Origin of the sequence: Vibrio sp. Y29_XK_CS5 (assembly GCF_024181835.1) — a bacterium.
Classification (GTDB): Bacteria; Pseudomonadota; Gammaproteobacteria; order Enterobacterales; family Vibrionaceae; genus Vibrio; species Vibrio harveyi.
In genome coordinates this window covers 660,114-677,278 of record NZ_JAMZAM010000002.1, presented here as the reverse complement: position 1 = coordinate 677,278, position 17,165 = coordinate 660,114, and the positions used below count along the sequence as shown (strand labels likewise).

The window sequence follows — 17,165 nt, the reverse complement described above, 5'->3', positions numbered from 1 at the left end:
TGGTCGGTCGGCCACCTTTTTTCTTCTCTGTATTTCTCTGTCTAAGGCTGGATTTAAGACGCCACATCTGACTTCATTTGCATGCCGTAATTCACTTCGATTCGGTTGCGACCATTGCGCTTAGCTAAGTAGAGCACTTCGTCTGCACGAGCCATCGTCTCAGAGACTCGTTCATTTTGCATCTGAGCGACACCGATACTGCACGTCAAAGGTTCACCATGAACCCACAAGTGACTTTCAACATTCTGTCTTATGACTTCTGCTTTTTTCACCGCTTGTTCCACATTGGTGTCTGGGCAAAAAACCACAAACTCTTCCCCACCCCATCGAACCAGGCGATCTTCGGGTTGAATCGAACTTGAGATTACCATGACGAACTCACGCAGAATATCATCACCCATCTGGTGACCGTACTTGTCGTTCACACGTTTGAATTTATCTAAGTCCATATACAAAATGGAAAATGAGTCGTGCCCCCATCGAACCTGTCGAGCTTGCTGTTCTAGCCAACTTTGTACCGCATGACGGTTCATCGCTCCAGTCAATGCATCACGGTGCGCCAGTTCAGCGAATTCATAATTTTGCGCACGTAACGTGTTGTTAACTTTCTCTAGATGACGATGACGTTTTTTCGCTTTGTTGTAAGCCATTTTGTTCTTTCGCATCTCGTGCAGTGAAAATGCCAAACCTAATGCCATCCAGGAGAACAATAAAACAAACAACAGCGTTGATTGCTGGACGTACGCACCTTCAAACTCAATTTTGTCGATCACGATCTTATGTTTACCAAGCGCCGCACCTGCACCTGTCGCTAAATCAATGCGTGTAATGTTAGAAAACTCCGGAGCAGAGTGCTCAATAGCAACATCATTGTCATTCAACCACCATGTCATGACTTGAAGGTTCTTAATTGGAATCTCAATAATCTCACTGAAATCGGAAGGAGAAAACTGCATACCATTGTATTTAATGGTGTATTCATCCGTTGGTATTGAGTAGGCAGAGTTAAAGTTTCTTAAATACAAACGTAGATTTTTGCTTGGGCTTTGCCCATCACCTGCAGCCTCGTAACGGATCTTCAAACGGACCGTGTGGTAACTAGAAAGATCCAACCCCTTGGTTGCTTCTTTTACATCGGTGTACACGGAAATTCCACAGTATGGCCATGCGTACTTACTCTCTTTGAGATCACAATTTAAAGTCAAACTGTGGTTTTGATAGGTAATATCTGACTCACTCAGACCGCCCGCAATAGCGTCATTGGTTACATGGATATTGAACTTGTCTGGTGTAACTTCAAGTTTGCGGGTGTCACCAAGCAAGCTATATAACGCCACCAAACTGATGGTGCATATCGATAATGCAAAAATTAATCTATGTATCCATTTCATCACGACCAACCTAGTTACTGAGTATCATTCTGTTTATATCGACCAATGTACTGAATGTTATTTCACTTTTCAAATAAAGTTATTTATCAAGCCAAAAAGTGATTTTTAACTCAAATTCTCACTATTGATACATTACATATGGTTATACAACATGATCTTGCTCCAAAGTAGCCTGTGTATTTTCATTTAGGTGCTTGTGCGAAGCACTTCAAACCCTAATAGAGTACATCGATTAAAAAACCAACAAAGAACACTCAAATCCCGCAACTTCGCCCCCTCTTCCTGCCTATCGAGCCCGGTTCGGTATATACTGTGCAAAAACACAATAATGAGTAATGTCATGTCAATAATTGCTACTGGTACGCTAAGTAAGATGCGTGCTTCTCTAGACGGTGCCGTAAGTTACCGTTTACCTGTCGGTGATGAAGAAGTGGATCTAAGTCCGTTTCTTGGTCAAACACTTACCTTGACTCACACTGGCAATATTTACTGCTGCTCTTGCGGCAAGAAAACTAAGAAAAGCTATTCTCAAGGTCACTGTTTTGTTTGTATGAAAAAGTTAGCGAGTTGCGACATGTGCATCATGAAGCCAGAAACTTGTCACTACGAGCAAGGCACCTGCCGTGAACCTCAATGGGGTGAAGATAATTGCATGGTAGACCACTTCGTTTACCTGTCGAATACGTCAAGCTTGAAAGTTGGTATCACACGTCATACTCAAATCCCAACCCGCTGGATCGATCAGGGTGCGACGCAAGGCCTACCGATCTTCAAGGTGAAAACCCGCCATATCTCTGGTCTGATTGAAGTAGAGTTAGCGAAACACATTGCCGATAAGACGAATTGGCGTACTCTATTAAAAGGTGATGGAGAACCAATTGAGCTACAAGAGCGTTTCGCTGAGCTGCTGCCATTGGTGGAAGATAAAATTGCTGAGATTAAGCAACAATACGGTGATGATGCTATTGAAGTATTAAGTGAGAACATCACTTCCCTGAGCTACCCAGTTCAGCAACATCCAACAAAAATCACCTCACACAACTTTGATAAGAACCCTGTCGTCACTGGCACGCTACAAGGCATTAAAGGTCAATACCTAATCTTTGATACTGGGGTGATTAACGTACGTAAATTTACTTCGTATGAGATTGAAGTGAGCGAATAAGCCTCGATTAATTGAATTTAGAGAAACGAAAAAGCTCGAGCCAAGTGCCCGAGCTTTTTGTTCTTTGAGTTTTCGATTCTTACGCGTCCAGTATACTCTCTAACACATCAAATAACATATCGATCTCAGCTGTGGTGTTGTAGTGCATACAACCAATTCGCACCACGCCACCAGATTCTTCGAGCCCCAATTGGCGAACCAACCCGAGTGCGTAGAAGTGCCCGTTCCAAACGCAGATATTGTGTTCCCCCAACGTTTTAGCAATGAACTCTGGAGCGTATTTATCAAACGTAAGAGCAAACGTGGGTGTCCTCAGTTGGCTACTTTCATCGTTAATACCAAACAGATTCACCCCATCAAGCGCACTCAGACGCTGTAAGAAATGCGCACTTAATTGCTGTTCATGCTGATTATATAACGCGTAGCTTTGCTCTAAACGCTGACGAAGTGATGCACCTTCATCACCAAATTGCGCTAAGTATTCGATAGCAGCAGTCACGCCTGCTAAACCTTCAAAACTCTGCGTTCCTGTTTCGAAGCGTCCTGGTCCGATATTCGTTGCAGGTTCCACTTTATACGGTTTGATACTGTGCAACCATTGGTCAGCAATGTAAGCGATACCGACATGTGGTCCAAAAAACTTATATGCGGAACACGCCAAGAAATCACACCCTATAGCTTGCACATCGACTAAGTGGTGCGGCGCATAATGAACAGCATCCACATAAACCTGAGCACCAATGCGATGCGCCAGTTCTACCACTTGATGAATGTCGACAATTGAGCCGGTGGTATTCGATGCGTAAGTCACAGCGACTAAGCGAGTTTTTTTGCTCAGCAGACTTTGCAGATGTTCTAGATCTAACGTACAGTCATGTTCGTTGATTCTCACTTGGTGAACAATGACGCCTTTGTCTTCTGCGGCTTGCTGCCAGCTAGATACATTGGAGTAGTGATCTAATGCCGAGACAATGATTTCATCTCCCTCTTTCCAATCGCGACTGATCGCACGGCTTAACTGGAAAGTCAGTGACGTCATATTGGCACCAAAAACGATATTACCGGATGAAGGTGCATTGAGCAGTGCTTGCGCAGACTCACGAGCGGATTGCATAACGTCAACCGTCGCTTGACTCGAGAAATAGTGCCCACCGAGATTAGAGTTAAAATGCCCAAGGTAACTCACCATACTGTCTAACACCGACTGCGGTACCTGTGAACCGCCAGGACCATCAAAAAACGTTACTGGACGGTCGTTATGGTATTGCGCCAATGCCGGAAACTGCTCTCGAATTTGATTAAGATTGAAGTTCATTTCGTTTGTCCGTCGCTGTCAGTACAAATACATCCATGTGACCTTCTTGATCATTAATCACTGAGCGAATTGGAACGGCGTTGTGCCACAGTTTGCTGTCTGCCAGCATTGCTACTTCCCCATTCTCCAGCACTTTACGGAAGAAAGGCGCTTGATTGTGGCTGCTGTAAAGCATGATGTCCCCGCCCATGATGTTGTGACGTCCCACGCCGACAAGCGCGATATGGTCAAAGCCATCTTGGTGCACGCCTTCGGGAGCAACTTGAGTTTCATCATAAATCGCTGTGATTCGAATCTGGTGAATTTCGATTTCCTGACCTTCTGGTAGGTGATTAGCATTAACAAACAACGCGCACATTTCACGGAAGCCGTCACTTGAAAGAATACCTTTCTCAATCGGCTCAAATTGACGAACGACATCACCTTGAAAGCGGTTGATATCCGATGACTGAACAAAGCTGTTCTTATTTAAATCAATCACTTGACCATTTTCAAACCCCACGACGGAGTAGCGGCGTAAACGATACTGACCATCGGCATGTTCTGTCCGAGGTAGTCCTTCAAAGGAAGGAGAAAGTTGCTCAATCGCGGCCATGCTGAGCTGAGTTAAATGTAGGGTGTTCTCACGTGAATGTAACATCATTGGCTCCTTTAATGAGGCACATCTAGTTTGTTTTAGTTAACATTTAATTTACATTCTAGGATACGCAAATATTCTGCAATTACCAGAATTTGACGTTGATAGCTTCAACAAAAACAAAAAAACAACATACATATCTAATATTTTGTAAAATATCAGTCTAAACATTCAGAATGAAGCATTCACCACATTTGAAACTAGAACTCTCCACTATGAATAGAATTTTATTCTGGAATGGCACACTCGATGATATACCCAAGTGACTTCAAGATGCAGGATTCAGAGCGTTGTCATTGATTCGAGTTCAAGGAAAACAACACCGCGTAATAGCCAGCTCTTTCCAAGTTGTTTGACGCAGAAATCGAGGCAATGACACGCTCCCGAAGGGCGAGTTGTCTTGGCTTGTATACTTTGTTGCCGATTCTTGATTTAGACCCACTAAACCTTTAAATCGTCGCCGCGTCTACAAACCAAGTCATTCTCGCTGAACCTAGCATCTCGAGGTTACTTGGGTATAAACATCAGCAAGTTCTAACCTATAACCAATAATTCGGTTGGCTCCTTTCGTTTATGCTTTTAAAGCACTAAGAATTTCCATACAATCGGAGAAAATGTTCAGCCCTCTATGGAGCCATAATGAGCGACGTAAAACACTGTAAACTATTAATTCTTGGTTCTGGTCCAGCAGGTTACACCGCAGCAGTCTACGCAGCGCGTGCCAATCTAAACCCTGTGCTTGTGACGGGAATGCAGCAAGGTGGTCAGCTAACGACCACAACAGAAGTAGAAAACTGGCCTGGTGATGCAGAAGGTCTTACTGGTCCTGGTTTGATGGAACGCATGAAAGAGCACGCAGAACGATTCGAAACAGAAATCGTGTTCGATCACATTAACGAAGTGGAATTGTCTCAACGTCCATTCCGTCTAAAAGGTGACTCTGGTGAGTACACTTGTGATGCGTTAATTATCTCTACCGGCGCATCAGCAAAATACCTAGGTCTTGAATCTGAAGAAGCGTTCAAAGGTCGTGGTGTATCGGCATGTGCAACCTGTGATGGTTTCTTCTACCGTAATCAAAAAGTAGCGGTAGTGGGTGGTGGTAACACAGCGGTAGAAGAAGCGCTTTACCTATCAAACATTGCCTCTGAAGTTCACCTGATCCACCGTCGCGACTCATTCCGCGCTGAAAAGATCCTCGTGAAGCGTCTGATGGATAAAGTAGAAAGCGGTAACATCATTCTTCATACTGATCGCACTCTAGATGAAGTGCTAGGTGACGACATGGGCGTTACTGGCGTTCGTATCAAAGATGTGAACAGCGGTGCGACCGAGGATCTCGAAGTAATGGGCGCATTCATCGCAATCGGTCACCAACCAAATACACAGATCTTTGAAGGCCAGGTAGACATGAAAGATGGTTACATCATCGTTCAATCTGGTCTTGAAGGAAACGCGACACAAACCAGCATTAAAGGTGTGTTCGCAGCGGGTGATGTGATGGATCATAACTACCGTCAAGCTATCACCTCTGCAGGTACTGGTTGTATGGCTGCACTGGATGCAGAACGTTTCCTAGACGCACTTACTGACAAATAACTTTTCACATTTGTGTCATATCCTTAAAGCCCAGCGGTATTCCCGCTGGGTTTTCTTTTGTATACTACCGCCTCATTAAAACAATTATCATTAAGCCTTCACGATGGATAAGAAAAAGCAAAGCAGCTTGAATAAGTGGCTTAAGCAACAAAGTAAGTTAGCCAAGCGCTGGCTGATGGTTGCGATAGGCCTAGGCGTACTATCAAGCGTGTTTTTATTGGCTCAAGCAGCCCTGCTCGCCTCCATTCTCCACCAGTTAATCATTGAGCATGTCGACAAAAGTGAACTTGTTTGGCACTTCGTCGGATTAGGAGTCACCGTTGTTGGTCGCGCAGCCTGTACTTGGGGACGCGAAATTGCGGGATACCGTTGTGGTGAACAAATCCGCGTTTATATTCGTCAACTGATTCTCGATAAAGTCCACCAACTTGGTCCTGCTTACATCAAAGGCAAACCAGCGGGCAGTTGGGCAACTCTGATTTTAGAGCAAGTAGAAGATATGCAAGATTTCTTCTCTCGCTACCTTCCACAAATGTCGTTGTCTGTATTGGTGCCTTTCATCATTCTGGTGGTGGTCTTCCCTATTAACTGGGCAGCGGGTTTAATTTTCCTAGTAACTGCGCCATTGGTCCCAATGTTTATGGCCTTGGTTGGTATGAAAGCCGCTGACGCAAACCGCAAGAACTTCAAAGCGCTACAACGTCTTTCTGGGCATTTCTACGACCGCTTACAAGCGATGACAACGATTCGTTTGTTCGATCGCACTAAGTCAGAAACCGAGACATTAAAAGGGGCATCAGAAGTCTTCCGTACACGTACGATGGATGTCTTGAAGATTGCCTTTCTATCTTCTGCCGTGCTTGAGTTCTTCACTTCGATTTCAATTGCGATTACTGCGGTATACTTCGGTTTCAGCTACATCGGTGAACTGAACTTCGGCTATTACGGCGCTGGCGTAACCCTCTTCGCCGGTTTGTTTATTCTGATCCTTGCGCCTGAATTCTATCAACCACTGCGCGATCTAGGCACTTTCTATCATGCGAAGCAGCAAGCAGTCGGTGCAGCAGAAAGCATCGTTGAGTTCTTAGAGCTAGACGTTGACCAAGTGAAAGACGGCAATAAAGTCGTTGAGCAAAACGCAGCGATTCACATCGAAGCCAGTGACCTTGTTATCTTCAGTCCAGAAGGCAAACAACTCGTCGGTCCCCTAACCTTCTCTTTAGACGCCAACCAAAGCACGGCATTAGTTGGCCCTAGTGGTGCAGGTAAAACCAGCTTAGTGAACACCATCCTTGGCTTTATGCCATACAAGGGCAGTCTGAAAGTTAACGGTTGTGAATTATCTGAGTTGGACTTGTCTACATGGCGAAAAGCCATCAGTTGGATTGGGCAAAACCCGATGCTTTTACATGGCAGCATTCGTGACAACGTCACCTTGGGCAAGCAAGATATTCAAGACCAACAAGTCCATTCAGTACTCAACGACTCTCACGCCGCAGAGTTTGTTGAAATGCATGGCTTGGATTACCAAATTTCTGACCGCTCCGGTGGTCTATCTGTTGGTCAGGCACAGCGTCTTGCACTTGCGCGTGCGATGCTACAAAACGGGCGTTTTTGGTTACTCGATGAGCCAACCGCCAGCTTGGATGCTCGGAGCGAGAAACTTGTGATGGAAGGCATCGGTAAATACACCGAATCCACCACTAACTTGATGATCACTCACCAATTGGCACCACTGCAAAATGTGTCTCAGATTTTGGTGATGCAAGAAGGTCAAATTGTCCAACGTGGTGATTACGAAACTCTGGCATCTCAAGATGGTTTATTTAAAGAAATGTTGGCTGCCAACCTAGCTCAACGTGAATCAGACAAGGGGAACTTAGATGCGTGATTTACTCCCTTATCTAAAACTGTATAAAAAGCACTGGTTTGGTTTGTCGCTGGGTATGCTACTGGCTTTCCTAACACTGGCCGCTTCCATTGGTCTGCTAACCTTATCAGGCTGGTTTATTTCGGCTGCTGCTGTGGCAGGATTGACCATAGCTCGCGAGACCTTTAACTACATGTTGCCTGGCGCAGGTGTTCGTGGTGCGGCAATGGCACGTACGGCAGGTCGTTGGGGTGAACGAGTGGTTAGCCACAATGCAACCTTCAAGCTACTAACGGATCTACGTATCTTCTTCTTCAAGAAGCTTGCGCCGTTGATCCCCGGTCGTGTTTCGACTTTGCGTGATGCAGACTTACTAAACCGTCTAGTGGCGGATGTAGATGCAATGGATCATGTTTATTTGCGTCTTATCAGCCCTGTGATTGTTGGCGTATTCGGCATCTTGTCGCTAACCGCAGTGCTTGCTTTCTTTGACTGGCATCTTGCCCTATTGCTTGGCGGTATTCTAACGGTAATGCTGTTAGTGTGGCCGGTACTGTTCTACAAACTGGGTAAGCATAACGGCGAACATCTGACACAAAATAAAGCACAGCTACGCGTGGCAACATTAGACTGGTTGCAAGGTTACAGCGAACTAAGCTTATTCGGCGCAGAAGAGCGCTACCGCAATGTGATTCTTGAGAAGCAAAAACAACTGCTATCCAACCAGTTTGTCAACGCGAACCTAACGGGCATGGCGTCTGGCCTGCTGATGCTAGCGAATGGTTTAACGCTCGTTGCGATGCTGTGGTTTGCTGCGGATGGCGTTGGTGGTCGTGCACCAGATCCTTGGATTGCGCTGTTCGCATTTGCCACCATGGCGAGCTTTGAAATTCTGATGCCAATCGCCGGTGCTTTCCAATACCTAGGTCAAACACTGACTTCAGCACGTCGATTAAACGAAATCACGCTAGCTGAACCAGACGTTATCTTCCCTGAACGTTCTAAACGCGAAGATAAGCCGTTAGATATTGAGTTCAGTAAGGTAGATTTCACCTACCCTGATGGTCAGCAAAAAGTACTGAAAGATCTAACGCTATCACTGCCACTGGGCTCGAAAACGGCGATTGTTGGTCAAACTGGTTCAGGTAAATCAACACTTATTCAATTGCTTTGTCGCTACTGGGATGTAAACCAGGGTCAAGTGAGCATCGGTGGCGCACCTCTGCAAGATTGGAGTGAATCTGATCTGCGCGCGGCAATCACAGTAGTAAGCCAACGTGTTGATGTTCTTAATGGCACATTACGTGACAACCTGCTGCTTGCAGCCCCTGAAGCCTCGGACGAGCAGCTAGCTGATATTCTGACCAAAGTGGACTTGGCGAATCTCTTAGAAGAGCCAGGATTGAACGCTTGGTTAGGTGATGGCGGACGTCAACTGTCTGGTGGTGAAAAGCGTCGAATTGGTATTGCGCGCGCTCTATTGCGTGATGCCCCAATCCTGCTTCTTGATGAACCAACTGAAGGTCTAGACAAACGCACAGAGCAAACGGTAATGGCATTGTTCAAAGAGCACTTTGCGAACAAAACCGTGGTATTTATCACCCACCGTTTGATTGAGCTAGAGAGTATGGACAACATCTGTCTGATGGAGCAAGGCGAGATCATCGAACAAGGTAGCCACCAAGCGCTACTAGCTGAGAAAGGTCGTTACCACCAGCTATTACAATCTCTGTAGTCTGGAATTAACATAAGCAAAGGGCTCATCCATTGATGAGCCCTTTTTTATACCAATCACAGTAAGCAAGTGTTCAAAGTTAGCGCAGGAAAAACGCTTGAGAACAAGGCTAAAATTTTCGATAAGTAGTTACTCTACAATTAACTTACTTTGAAACGAAAAGTAAACAAAGTTATCAAGCGTTATAACCAGCTAGAATGACCAGTTATTTGCTACGATTGGTATTAGTCTCACAGTTCCCAAAGCAAGAGTAAACTCGATTACCGACCAGATTTCGCAAGGTACGCCGACATTTCAGCCTCTGGCACCATGCCGCCACCCGTAGCCCAAACTAGGTGAATGGCGTTCTTCATCTTATCTTCACTAAATTGCATTCGAGCTTGGTAAACTTGGTCTTGTGAAACGTGAACTGCTCCCATCATGCCCGCCAACGCAGAAGGCTCTAAACGAATGTCTTCTTGTTCACTTAGCTCACATAGATGATGGTACATGCGCTCATCCGTCATGGTGTAGTAACCATCAAGCAGTCTTTCCATTGCTCGTCCCACAAAACCAGACGCACGCCCTACCGCTAGACCATCAGCGGCAGTAATGTTGTCGATACCAAGATCTTGCACCGCGATGTCATCATGTAAGCCAGTGTGCACCCCAAGCAGCATACACGGAGAGTGTGTCGGCTCCGCGAAGATACAATGAACGTGGTCACCAAATGCCATCTTCAAGCCAAACGCCACACCACCAGGGCCACCGCCCACCCCACAAGGTAGGTAAACGAACAGAGGGTGCTCCGCGTCAACGATGATACCCATATCATCAAACTGTTGCTTCAAGCGTTCGCCTGCAACGGAATAACCTAAGAACAAGGTCTGAGAGTTCTCATCATCAATAAAGAAGCAAGTTGGATCTTTCTCCGCTTCTTTGCGTCCCTGCTCTACAGCAACACCGTAATCTTGCTCGTACTCCACCACGTTTACGCCATGAGAACGCAGCTTGTTTTTCTTCCACTCTCGTGCATCCGCTGACATATGAACCGATACCGAGAAGCCAAGTTTTGCACTCATGATGCCGATAGACATACCTAGATTCCCTGTCGAACCTACGGCAATGCTGTACTGCTGAAAGAACTGACGAAACTCTTCACTGAACAATTTGCTGTAATCATCACTTTCACTTAGAAGCCCAGCTTCAATCGCCAACTTCTCTGCATGTGTTAGCACTTCATAGATGCCACCACGCGCCTTTATTGATCCTGAAATAGGCAAATGACTGTCTTTTTTCAGCATCAAACGTCCAAGAATTTGAGTGCCGTATTGCGCTTCCAAGCAGGACTTCATCTTGTCGATGTCAACAACGTTCGATTCAATAATTCCGTTAGAAGCCACCGTTTCTGGGAAGGCTTTCATTAAGTATGGAGCAAAGCGTTTTAGTCGTTCACTCGCGTCTTTGATGTTGGCTGCACCTAAACCAACGTACGGCAGACCTTCTTCAAGTGTGGTGATATTTGGGTTGAACCAAACCACCTCTTCTAACCCAATGAGTCGCTCAACCAAAGGGAATTCTGCTACTAGTGCGTTTACGTTATGCGTAGTCATTATTGTTTACCTTTATTAGATCATGTACGACAGAAGGAATGTGCCTGCTAATGCAACAAAAGAGGCAATGAATGTCGCTGTCGTGTAGTACTTGAAGATTTCTGTCATCGTGGCTCCGCAATATTGCTTCACCAACCAAAAGAGCGAATCGGTCACTATCGTACAACCAATTGCGCCAGAGCCTATAGCCAGAGTAATGATTTCTGGACTTACGTTCGGATAAAGTGGGAGTAATGGAGCCACAATTGCCGTCGCGCCCATCATGGCAACGGTGGCAGAGCCCACTGCCGCATGCAGAATAATCGCGACAAGCCATGCAAGAAGGATCGGATGCATATCGAGATTAGAAAGTAACTGTGCCAATACATCCGCCAAACCACTGCCCTTTAATACGCCGTTGAATGCACCACCAGCGCCAATAATCAGCAAGATGTTGGCAATCGAAGAAAATGCACCTTCCGTTTTCTCAAGCAGTACACTCATGCCCATGTTCTGCTTAATACCTAACATGTAATAAGCAACAAAAGCGGCGATAAACATTGCTGTAATTGGGTTACCGATAAACTCCAAAGTGGTGTACAGCGCACTGCCATGTTCCATATTGAGTTCTGCCGCCGTTTTTAACAGCATCAGCGCAATAGGTAACATCACGGTGAATAGCGTCGCCCCCAAAGATGGTAATTGTGATTCATCTTTCACTTCTAATGAGGTGAACTCTTCAGGTACGGTTTTGAAAGGTAGACGAGCACCCATCATCTTCAAGAACAGCGGACCGCCAACTAAAGACGCAACCAAACCTATGAGTAAGCCATAGAAAATCACAGAACCGATATCAGCACCAAGCTCATTGGTCACAAACAATGCGGCAGGGTGTGGAGGAACAATACAGTGCACTGCCATCAAGGCGGTACAAAGCGGAATGGCGAGATTTAAAAGTGAGGTATTGGTTTTTTTCGCAATCGAAAAAGCCAGTGGAATTAACAGCACCACGCCAACTTCTACGAATAGGGTAATTCCGCAAACAAGGCCGATTAACACCATAATGACTTCAGGTGATAGCCAGCGAATCTTTTGTAGGGTAAGCCCAATTCGCTCAGCGGCCCCAGACACTTCCATCATCTTGCCAAGTATGGTGCCTAAACCAATCACGACAGCAAGAAAACCAAGAGTGCCGCCAATGCCACTTTCGATAGCACTGACCATCTCTAAAGGTTGCATGCCCATCATCCCACCAACGTAAAAACTGGCGAGTAACAGCGCTAAAAAAGGATGGAGTTTAAACTTAACGATCGCAAAAACGATCATTAAGATACTCGTTATGAGGGTAGTAATGACCCAAAGGTTGGATTCCATGTTCAGACCTATGTTGTTGTTTTAATTGACTGCAATTAAACGAGGAATCCATAGCCCTGACAAACGATCAAAACTCACCTTTAGATGAAGTAAATTTAAACAAAAGCGTGATTTATACGACGTTTAGTAAATTTTTCGACCAATAGGTGAATCCAACTATAACAACGCCGTTATTATGTGTTCTATCAAGTTCGGCTCAATAACGCACATGTACACCAGAGATAATATTTTCGCCAAGAACCAACGCATCAATAGTTTTCAACTTTCCAAGCTTCATACTTTTGAAGTGGCAGCACGACACAGTTCATTTTCTCTTGCAGCAGAAGAACTCTCCATGACGCCCAGCGCCATCTCTCACCGTATCAACAAGCTAGAAGAAGAACTTGGCATTGCCTTGTTTACCCGCTCTCACCGAAAAATCACGCTCACTGAAGAAGGGGAACGTATTTATCTCGCCTTGAACAGAACGCTCAACGAGTTAAACCAAGAGGTCATGGAAGTCAGAAATGGCGAAGTCTCCGGAGAGCTGACGATTTACTCCCGCCCTTCTTTTGCACAATGTTGGCTTGTGCCTAGGTTGTACCTATTTAAGCAAAAGCACCCTTCCATCGAGCTGAATATTCTTACTGGCAATGAGAACGTCAATTTCCAAGGTTATGGCATCGATGCCGCGATCTATTTCGATGAGCAAATGCCAGAAAAGTTGTGGTCGAAAGAATTGATGAGCGAAGAGATAATCCCGGTCTGTACTCAAACATATGCAGAACAATTTAACCTATTTGAAAAGCCAGCGAATTTGGTAAACGCCACCCTACTTCACGACAACCAAGCATGGGATTACAACTCCCATCACGATGAATGGACACTGTGGGCAAAGCAAAATGGCATAACAGACATTGACGCTATTCCAAGCATTTCATTCGACAGATCCGATTTAGCCGTCAGTGCTGCTATGCACAATGCGGGGGTTGCTATCGGTCGATTATCGCTGGTGGAAAAACGACTTAAATCCGGCGAACTGATCACCCCTTTTAGAAACCAAACTCTGCAATGCAAACAGAAATATTATGTCGTTACGGCTAACGAAAAACATTCTCGAAAGCTTGAGCTTTTTATTAACTGGCTAATTGAGCAAATCAGTATAACGAGAATATAAGAGAAAACGATTCAGAAGATCTATTACTTCACGCGCCGATTTCGCGTCACAAATAAATGTTAAGGCTGACTGAAAAACCAGCGCCTTCATTAGAAAGCGCTGATGCTTGAGCTTTGTCTGTCTCTCCCTATAATGACCCAACAATCAATACCCCAAACAGAACAAACTTGGTGAGGTAGTTAATGTTCGGTGATTATCTAAAGCAATTGAGATATCAACTTGGATTAACGCAAAGGGAGCTTGCGACAAAATTAAACTTGGCAAATCCAGAGTTTTCATCTGTGGATTCAGTCACTATTAGTCGCTGGGAAAGGAATGCAACGGCTCCTAAGACCGTCAAAGCAATTAAAGTGCTACGTGAGCTTACCTTAGATCTCAGACCTTTTTTGCTCTCTTTGCCTTCGCCGGAGAACGAAACGTTTTTGGACGATATCATTTATGAACGTTACTACTCACAAAAAGCACTATTACTTTCTTCTGGATATGAAGAATTAAAACCCCAAGAAGAAGCGCCTATTATCGAAGAGGCACTCTTTGCTCATGACATCGACACTCACCTCCCACGGTTGCATAACTTCTTCCTAAATGCCGATGCTCACTACCCAGGAATGCTGGACCTTGATTTCTTAGCATTAGATGAAGAAAACAAATTGATAGCCAAGGTGTATAGAGATAGTGAGTCCAACAAGGTAAAAGGACATTCAATTTCCTTCTTATTTAAAACAAAGGACCTCGACGAACACTTTACCAATCCTAACCAAACACTGCCATTTGAGCTCGTGCGGTCTTATTCGGAGCAGTATCAATTCGCCATGTGTTGTTTGAGTCGTTATGCCATGAGTGAACAAGTCTTCATGACACTGCACCCAACGTTTGTGGATTACATCGCGAGCAAATCCAATATTACTGAGATTTACTACTATGCCTTCGATAACAAATTCAGTGATTATCTAGTGGACCTTGGTGCAAAAAAAGTCGCGTATGACAGCCCAGCTCGGACCGGCTCTGTCAAAATCGGTCGAAAAGCATATCGAAAGTGTTTATTGAAATTGGATACTGCCGTGCTGTTAGCTCAGCCAGCGATGATCTACCTGCTCCACCAACATCAAACCAACATGGCTGCTCAAAGATAAATATAAAATGACTATGCAACGTTATTAATGGCTTTAGTTCGTATATTCCTACGTATAAGAGGTTGAAATTCACCTAAAGAACACCATTCCATTAATACCTATTATTTTCTTATGAAATATATTCTCTTTGATGAACATTTCTCATTTTTAAGATAATGGCAAAAAATATTAGCTCGAATTAAAATTCAATTATTTTTGTTTGGACATTGACAAATAAAACAATAAAATCATTATTATTCATATGGTTATATGAATGCAAAATAATATCCTTCATTTTCAACTAGGCATCTCATGCCTATAGAATACGCACAATGCCTTCTCAATTAAACGACAAACATAATACGATTTGCATGATATTTATGAGCAGCACGACATAAATATTAATGCATTTCCAACTTCCTATATGTCTCATCAATTTTAAATGATTGTACCGTACCGGAATACCATTTCTCAAAATTGACACATTTGGCAGAGAAATGTCATGCACATAACTTAAACGAAAAATAACAATTAGCTATGGACATGTTTTAAACCTATGGGGGAAGTAAAGTGTTCGGGAGTTATCTAAAATCAATAAGAACCACATTAGGGTTAACTCAGGAGCAAGCATCAATAAGACTAAATCTATTAGGTGGTGATTTAGCAAATATAGACTGTGTTACTTTTAGCCGATGGGAAAGAGGAATCACTCAACCGAGTCTAAGCCGACGAGTCAGAGTGCTTCGTGCATTTGAAAACAACCTGCTGCCATACCTTTGTAATTTAGGGTTAGATACGCCTTTAAAAGACGAGGTTGAACAGTTTGAATTGTCTTTGAAACAAAGATACCAAGACGCAATGTCTATCATCTCAGGGATTGACTACAAAAATGCTTACCCTGTTGTGTATGATCATATTGAAGAGGAAGAACTGAGCCAAAATAATGAGCAAGAATTCATTAATAGTCTGAACAACTTTCATAATCAGCTTAAGTCTTTAAATATTAAACATAGTCTTGCGACTATTGATTTGGTTGAATATCAGAAAGACAATCGAGCAATTGCTTATAAATACCTTTCCAAAGGTGAGCTAGTCGGTCATAACATTGGTATGTTTTTTACTGTGCCCACATTGGAAAATGAGCTAGATAGAACTAAAAAGCAACGCTTACCTATCGACACGATTGACCTTAGATTAACCAAGCCATTGAGAGAGAAAGGAGTATATTCTTACTACGCCATCAGTCAGCACTCCAAAAATGAACGCGTATTTCGTAAACAGCTGCATACAGAGTTCACTTTCTTGGCTCAAAACGCGCATATCCATCATTATTACGCAAGTGTCACTTTAAAGAGCTCGGTCGATGTGATGTTTAAAATGGGCTTTAGTGTTGCGGCTTACGAAGGAGAAAGCCCGGTAGGTGCAATCAAAGTTGGCGCTAAACGCTATACTCGCGCAATCATGTATATTGAAACCAGTGAGCTGTTTATTCAGCCAGAATTTCTCTATTTATTGACGTGTTGTGGTGTTTGTACTCATCGCCAATGTGACAGTTGTACAGAACACCCTAATTGCATTTGTTAAACAAATACCGGCTTTTACGCTTTGCTGTCGATTGTTAGTTTAGATTCACTGTGCCTTCATATCGCTATCTTTGACTTCTGATAACGGTTCACAGCTCTATAGCGGCATTCAAATGATTGCCGCTATATCACTTAGCAATCAAGATGCTCATCAATTCTCAAATGCTATCCTGCTCAACATCTAAGTCGTTAAGATCTATACCCAAGCGCTTTAATTTATTAGCAGGTGAAACGCATGAAAAAGATTCGCTATCCATTTGATTTGCACGGGACACTCTCAATTCAATATCGGGATAAAGTTAATCCAATATTTCTAGACACTAATGAAGAAAACCAATCCATCATTGATATTGATGACTTTGCAGTAAGAGCATTCAGCTATGAAGCGGAAGATCGTCTATTAAAAATCTCACTACAAAAAGCGGTAAATTTATCTGAAATAGCTGACTGTGATTCAGTATTGACGGGCATCGAACTTAAACAAAATAATATCAAACTTGATATCGTCTATTGCCTATATAATGCAGGCATTGTCAGCTCTAGTATCTCCTATCCTCTCGATGATGACTCACCGATTGAATCCATTGCTATCGCGAAACCTCTGACTCTGCACCTTAACTAACCTAACGTTTAAAACCGGATACGAAAAAGCCCTTA

At 43.9% G+C, this 17,165-nt stretch carries 13 protein-coding genes; 8 read left to right on the top strand and 5 right to left on the bottom strand.

Annotation, left to right across the window (positions count from 1 at the left end; all coding sequences use genetic code 11):
• Positions 1 to 53: 53 nt before the first annotated feature.
• A complete protein-coding gene (locus tag NL647_RS13250) occupies positions 54 to 1,391 on the bottom strand; it encodes a GGDEF domain-containing protein (RefSeq protein ID WP_017188153.1) in 1,338 nt (445 codons plus the stop codon).
• A gap of 340 nt (positions 1,392 to 1,731) precedes the next feature.
• Here NL647_RS13250 and NL647_RS13245 point away from each other — a divergent pair, with 340 nt between their 5' ends.
• Positions 1,732 to 2,556: a DUF2797 domain-containing protein gene (locus NL647_RS13245; RefSeq protein ID WP_005444495.1), complete on the top strand. Its 825-nt coding sequence runs from the start codon at positions 1,732 to 1,734 to the stop codon at positions 2,554 to 2,556.
• 79 nt (positions 2,557 to 2,635) lie between these two features.
• On the opposite strand, the gene NL647_RS13240 is transcribed toward NL647_RS13245, so the two are convergent.
• Both NL647_RS13240 and NL647_RS13235 read right to left on the bottom strand, forming a co-directional pair.
• Complete coding sequence (locus NL647_RS13240; protein ID WP_253650250.1) at positions 2,636 to 3,871, bottom strand: cysteine desulfurase-like protein; 1,236 nt, start codon at positions 3,869 to 3,871, stop codon at positions 2,636 to 2,638.
• Positions 3,855 to 4,514, bottom strand: coding sequence for a 2OG-Fe dioxygenase family protein (locus NL647_RS13235; protein WP_005444497.1), 660 nt, complete (start codon positions 4,512 to 4,514; stop codon positions 3,855 to 3,857). The genes NL647_RS13240 and NL647_RS13235 overlap by 17 nt, the downstream gene beginning before the upstream one ends.
• A 633-nt stretch (positions 4,515 to 5,147) precedes the next feature.
• Between NL647_RS13235 and trxB the strand changes: the two genes are divergently transcribed.
• From trxB to cydC, 3 genes are all read left to right on the top strand, one after another.
• On the top strand, positions 5,148 to 6,107 hold the full coding sequence (gene trxB, locus NL647_RS13230; RefSeq protein ID WP_005444498.1) for a thioredoxin-disulfide reductase: 960 nt from the start codon (positions 5,148 to 5,150) through the stop codon (positions 6,105 to 6,107).
• Between the two features lie 103 nt (positions 6,108 to 6,210).
• Positions 6,211 to 7,998: a cysteine/glutathione ABC transporter permease/ATP-binding protein CydD gene (gene cydD / locus NL647_RS13225; protein WP_005444500.1), complete on the top strand. Its 1,788-nt coding sequence runs from the start codon at positions 6,211 to 6,213 to the stop codon at positions 7,996 to 7,998.
• Positions 7,991 to 9,712 (top strand): cysteine/glutathione ABC transporter ATP-binding protein/permease CydC, encoded by a 1,722-nt coding sequence (gene cydC, locus NL647_RS13220; protein ID WP_172580552.1) that lies wholly within the window; start codon positions 7,991 to 7,993, stop codon positions 9,710 to 9,712. The genes cydD and cydC overlap by 8 nt, the downstream gene beginning before the upstream one ends.
• 260 nt (positions 9,713 to 9,972) lie before the next feature.
• On the opposite strand, the gene NL647_RS13215 is transcribed toward cydC, so the two are convergent.
• Together NL647_RS13215 and dsdX are read right to left on the bottom strand one after the other, a co-directional pair.
• Complete coding sequence (locus NL647_RS13215; protein ID WP_253650249.1) at positions 9,973 to 11,304, bottom strand: D-serine ammonia-lyase; 1,332 nt, start codon at positions 11,302 to 11,304, stop codon at positions 9,973 to 9,975.
• Between the two features lie 15 nt (positions 11,305 to 11,319).
• The gene (gene dsdX / locus NL647_RS13210) at positions 11,320 to 12,657 is read right to left on the bottom strand and encodes a D-serine transporter DsdX (RefSeq protein ID WP_026138392.1); all 1,338 of its coding nucleotides are present in this window, start codon (positions 12,655 to 12,657) and stop codon (positions 11,320 to 11,322) included.
• 208 nt (positions 12,658 to 12,865) lie between these two features.
• Between dsdX and dsdC the strand changes: the two genes are divergently transcribed.
• The 4 genes from dsdC to NL647_RS13190 all read left to right on the top strand — a co-directional run bounded on the left by dsdC (position 12,866) and on the right by NL647_RS13190 (position 17,130).
• Positions 12,866 to 13,813 carry a DNA-binding transcriptional regulator DsdC gene (gene dsdC, locus NL647_RS13205; RefSeq protein ID WP_005444507.1) on the top strand — a complete coding sequence of 316 codons (948 nt, stop codon included), beginning with the start codon at positions 12,866 to 12,868 and terminating at the stop codon, positions 13,811 to 13,813.
• Between the two features lie 182 nt (positions 13,814 to 13,995).
• A complete protein-coding gene (locus tag NL647_RS13200) occupies positions 13,996 to 14,946 on the top strand; it encodes a helix-turn-helix domain-containing protein (RefSeq protein WP_050908859.1) in 951 nt (316 codons plus the stop codon).
• 549 nt (positions 14,947 to 15,495) lie between these two features.
• Complete coding sequence (locus NL647_RS13195) at positions 15,496 to 16,509, top strand: helix-turn-helix domain-containing protein (protein WP_017188162.1); 1,014 nt, start codon at positions 15,496 to 15,498, stop codon at positions 16,507 to 16,509.
• 234 nt (positions 16,510 to 16,743) lie between these two features.
• Entirely contained in the window at positions 16,744 to 17,130 is a 387-nt protein-coding gene (locus NL647_RS13190; protein WP_005444511.1) for a hypothetical protein, read from the top strand.
• Positions 17,131 to 17,165: the final 35 nt, after the last annotated feature.

Coding starts and splice junctions, on each gene's coding strand:
- dsdC (WP_005444507.1), top strand. CDS start 12,866: ATGTACACCAGAGATAATATTTTCGCCAAGAACCAACGCATCAATAGT.
- NL647_RS13245 (WP_005444495.1), top strand. CDS start 1,732: ATGTCAATAATTGCTACTGGTACGCTAAGTAAGATGCGTGCTTCTCTA.
- NL647_RS13190 (WP_005444511.1), top strand. CDS start 16,744: ATGAAAAAGATTCGCTATCCATTTGATTTGCACGGGACACTCTCAATT.
- NL647_RS13235 (WP_005444497.1), bottom strand. CDS start 4,514: ATGATGTTACATTCACGTGAGAACACCCTACATTTAACTCAGCTCAGC.
- NL647_RS13200 (WP_050908859.1), top strand. CDS start 13,996: ATGTTCGGTGATTATCTAAAGCAATTGAGATATCAACTTGGATTAACG.
- cydD (WP_005444500.1), top strand. CDS start 6,211: ATGGATAAGAAAAAGCAAAGCAGCTTGAATAAGTGGCTTAAGCAACAA.
- NL647_RS13240 (WP_253650250.1), bottom strand. CDS start 3,871: ATGAACTTCAATCTTAATCAAATTCGAGAGCAGTTTCCGGCATTGGCG.
- trxB (WP_005444498.1), top strand. CDS start 5,148: ATGAGCGACGTAAAACACTGTAAACTATTAATTCTTGGTTCTGGTCCA.
- cydC (WP_172580552.1), top strand. CDS start 7,991: ATGCGTGATTTACTCCCTTATCTAAAACTGTATAAAAAGCACTGGTTT.
- NL647_RS13215 (WP_253650249.1), bottom strand. CDS start 11,304: ATGACTACGCATAACGTAAACGCACTAGTAGCAGAATTCCCTTTGGTT.
- dsdX (WP_026138392.1), bottom strand. CDS start 12,657: ATGGAATCCAACCTTTGGGTCATTACTACCCTCATAACGAGTATCTTA.
- NL647_RS13250 (WP_017188153.1), bottom strand. CDS start 1,391: ATGAAATGGATACATAGATTAATTTTTGCATTATCGATATGCACCATC.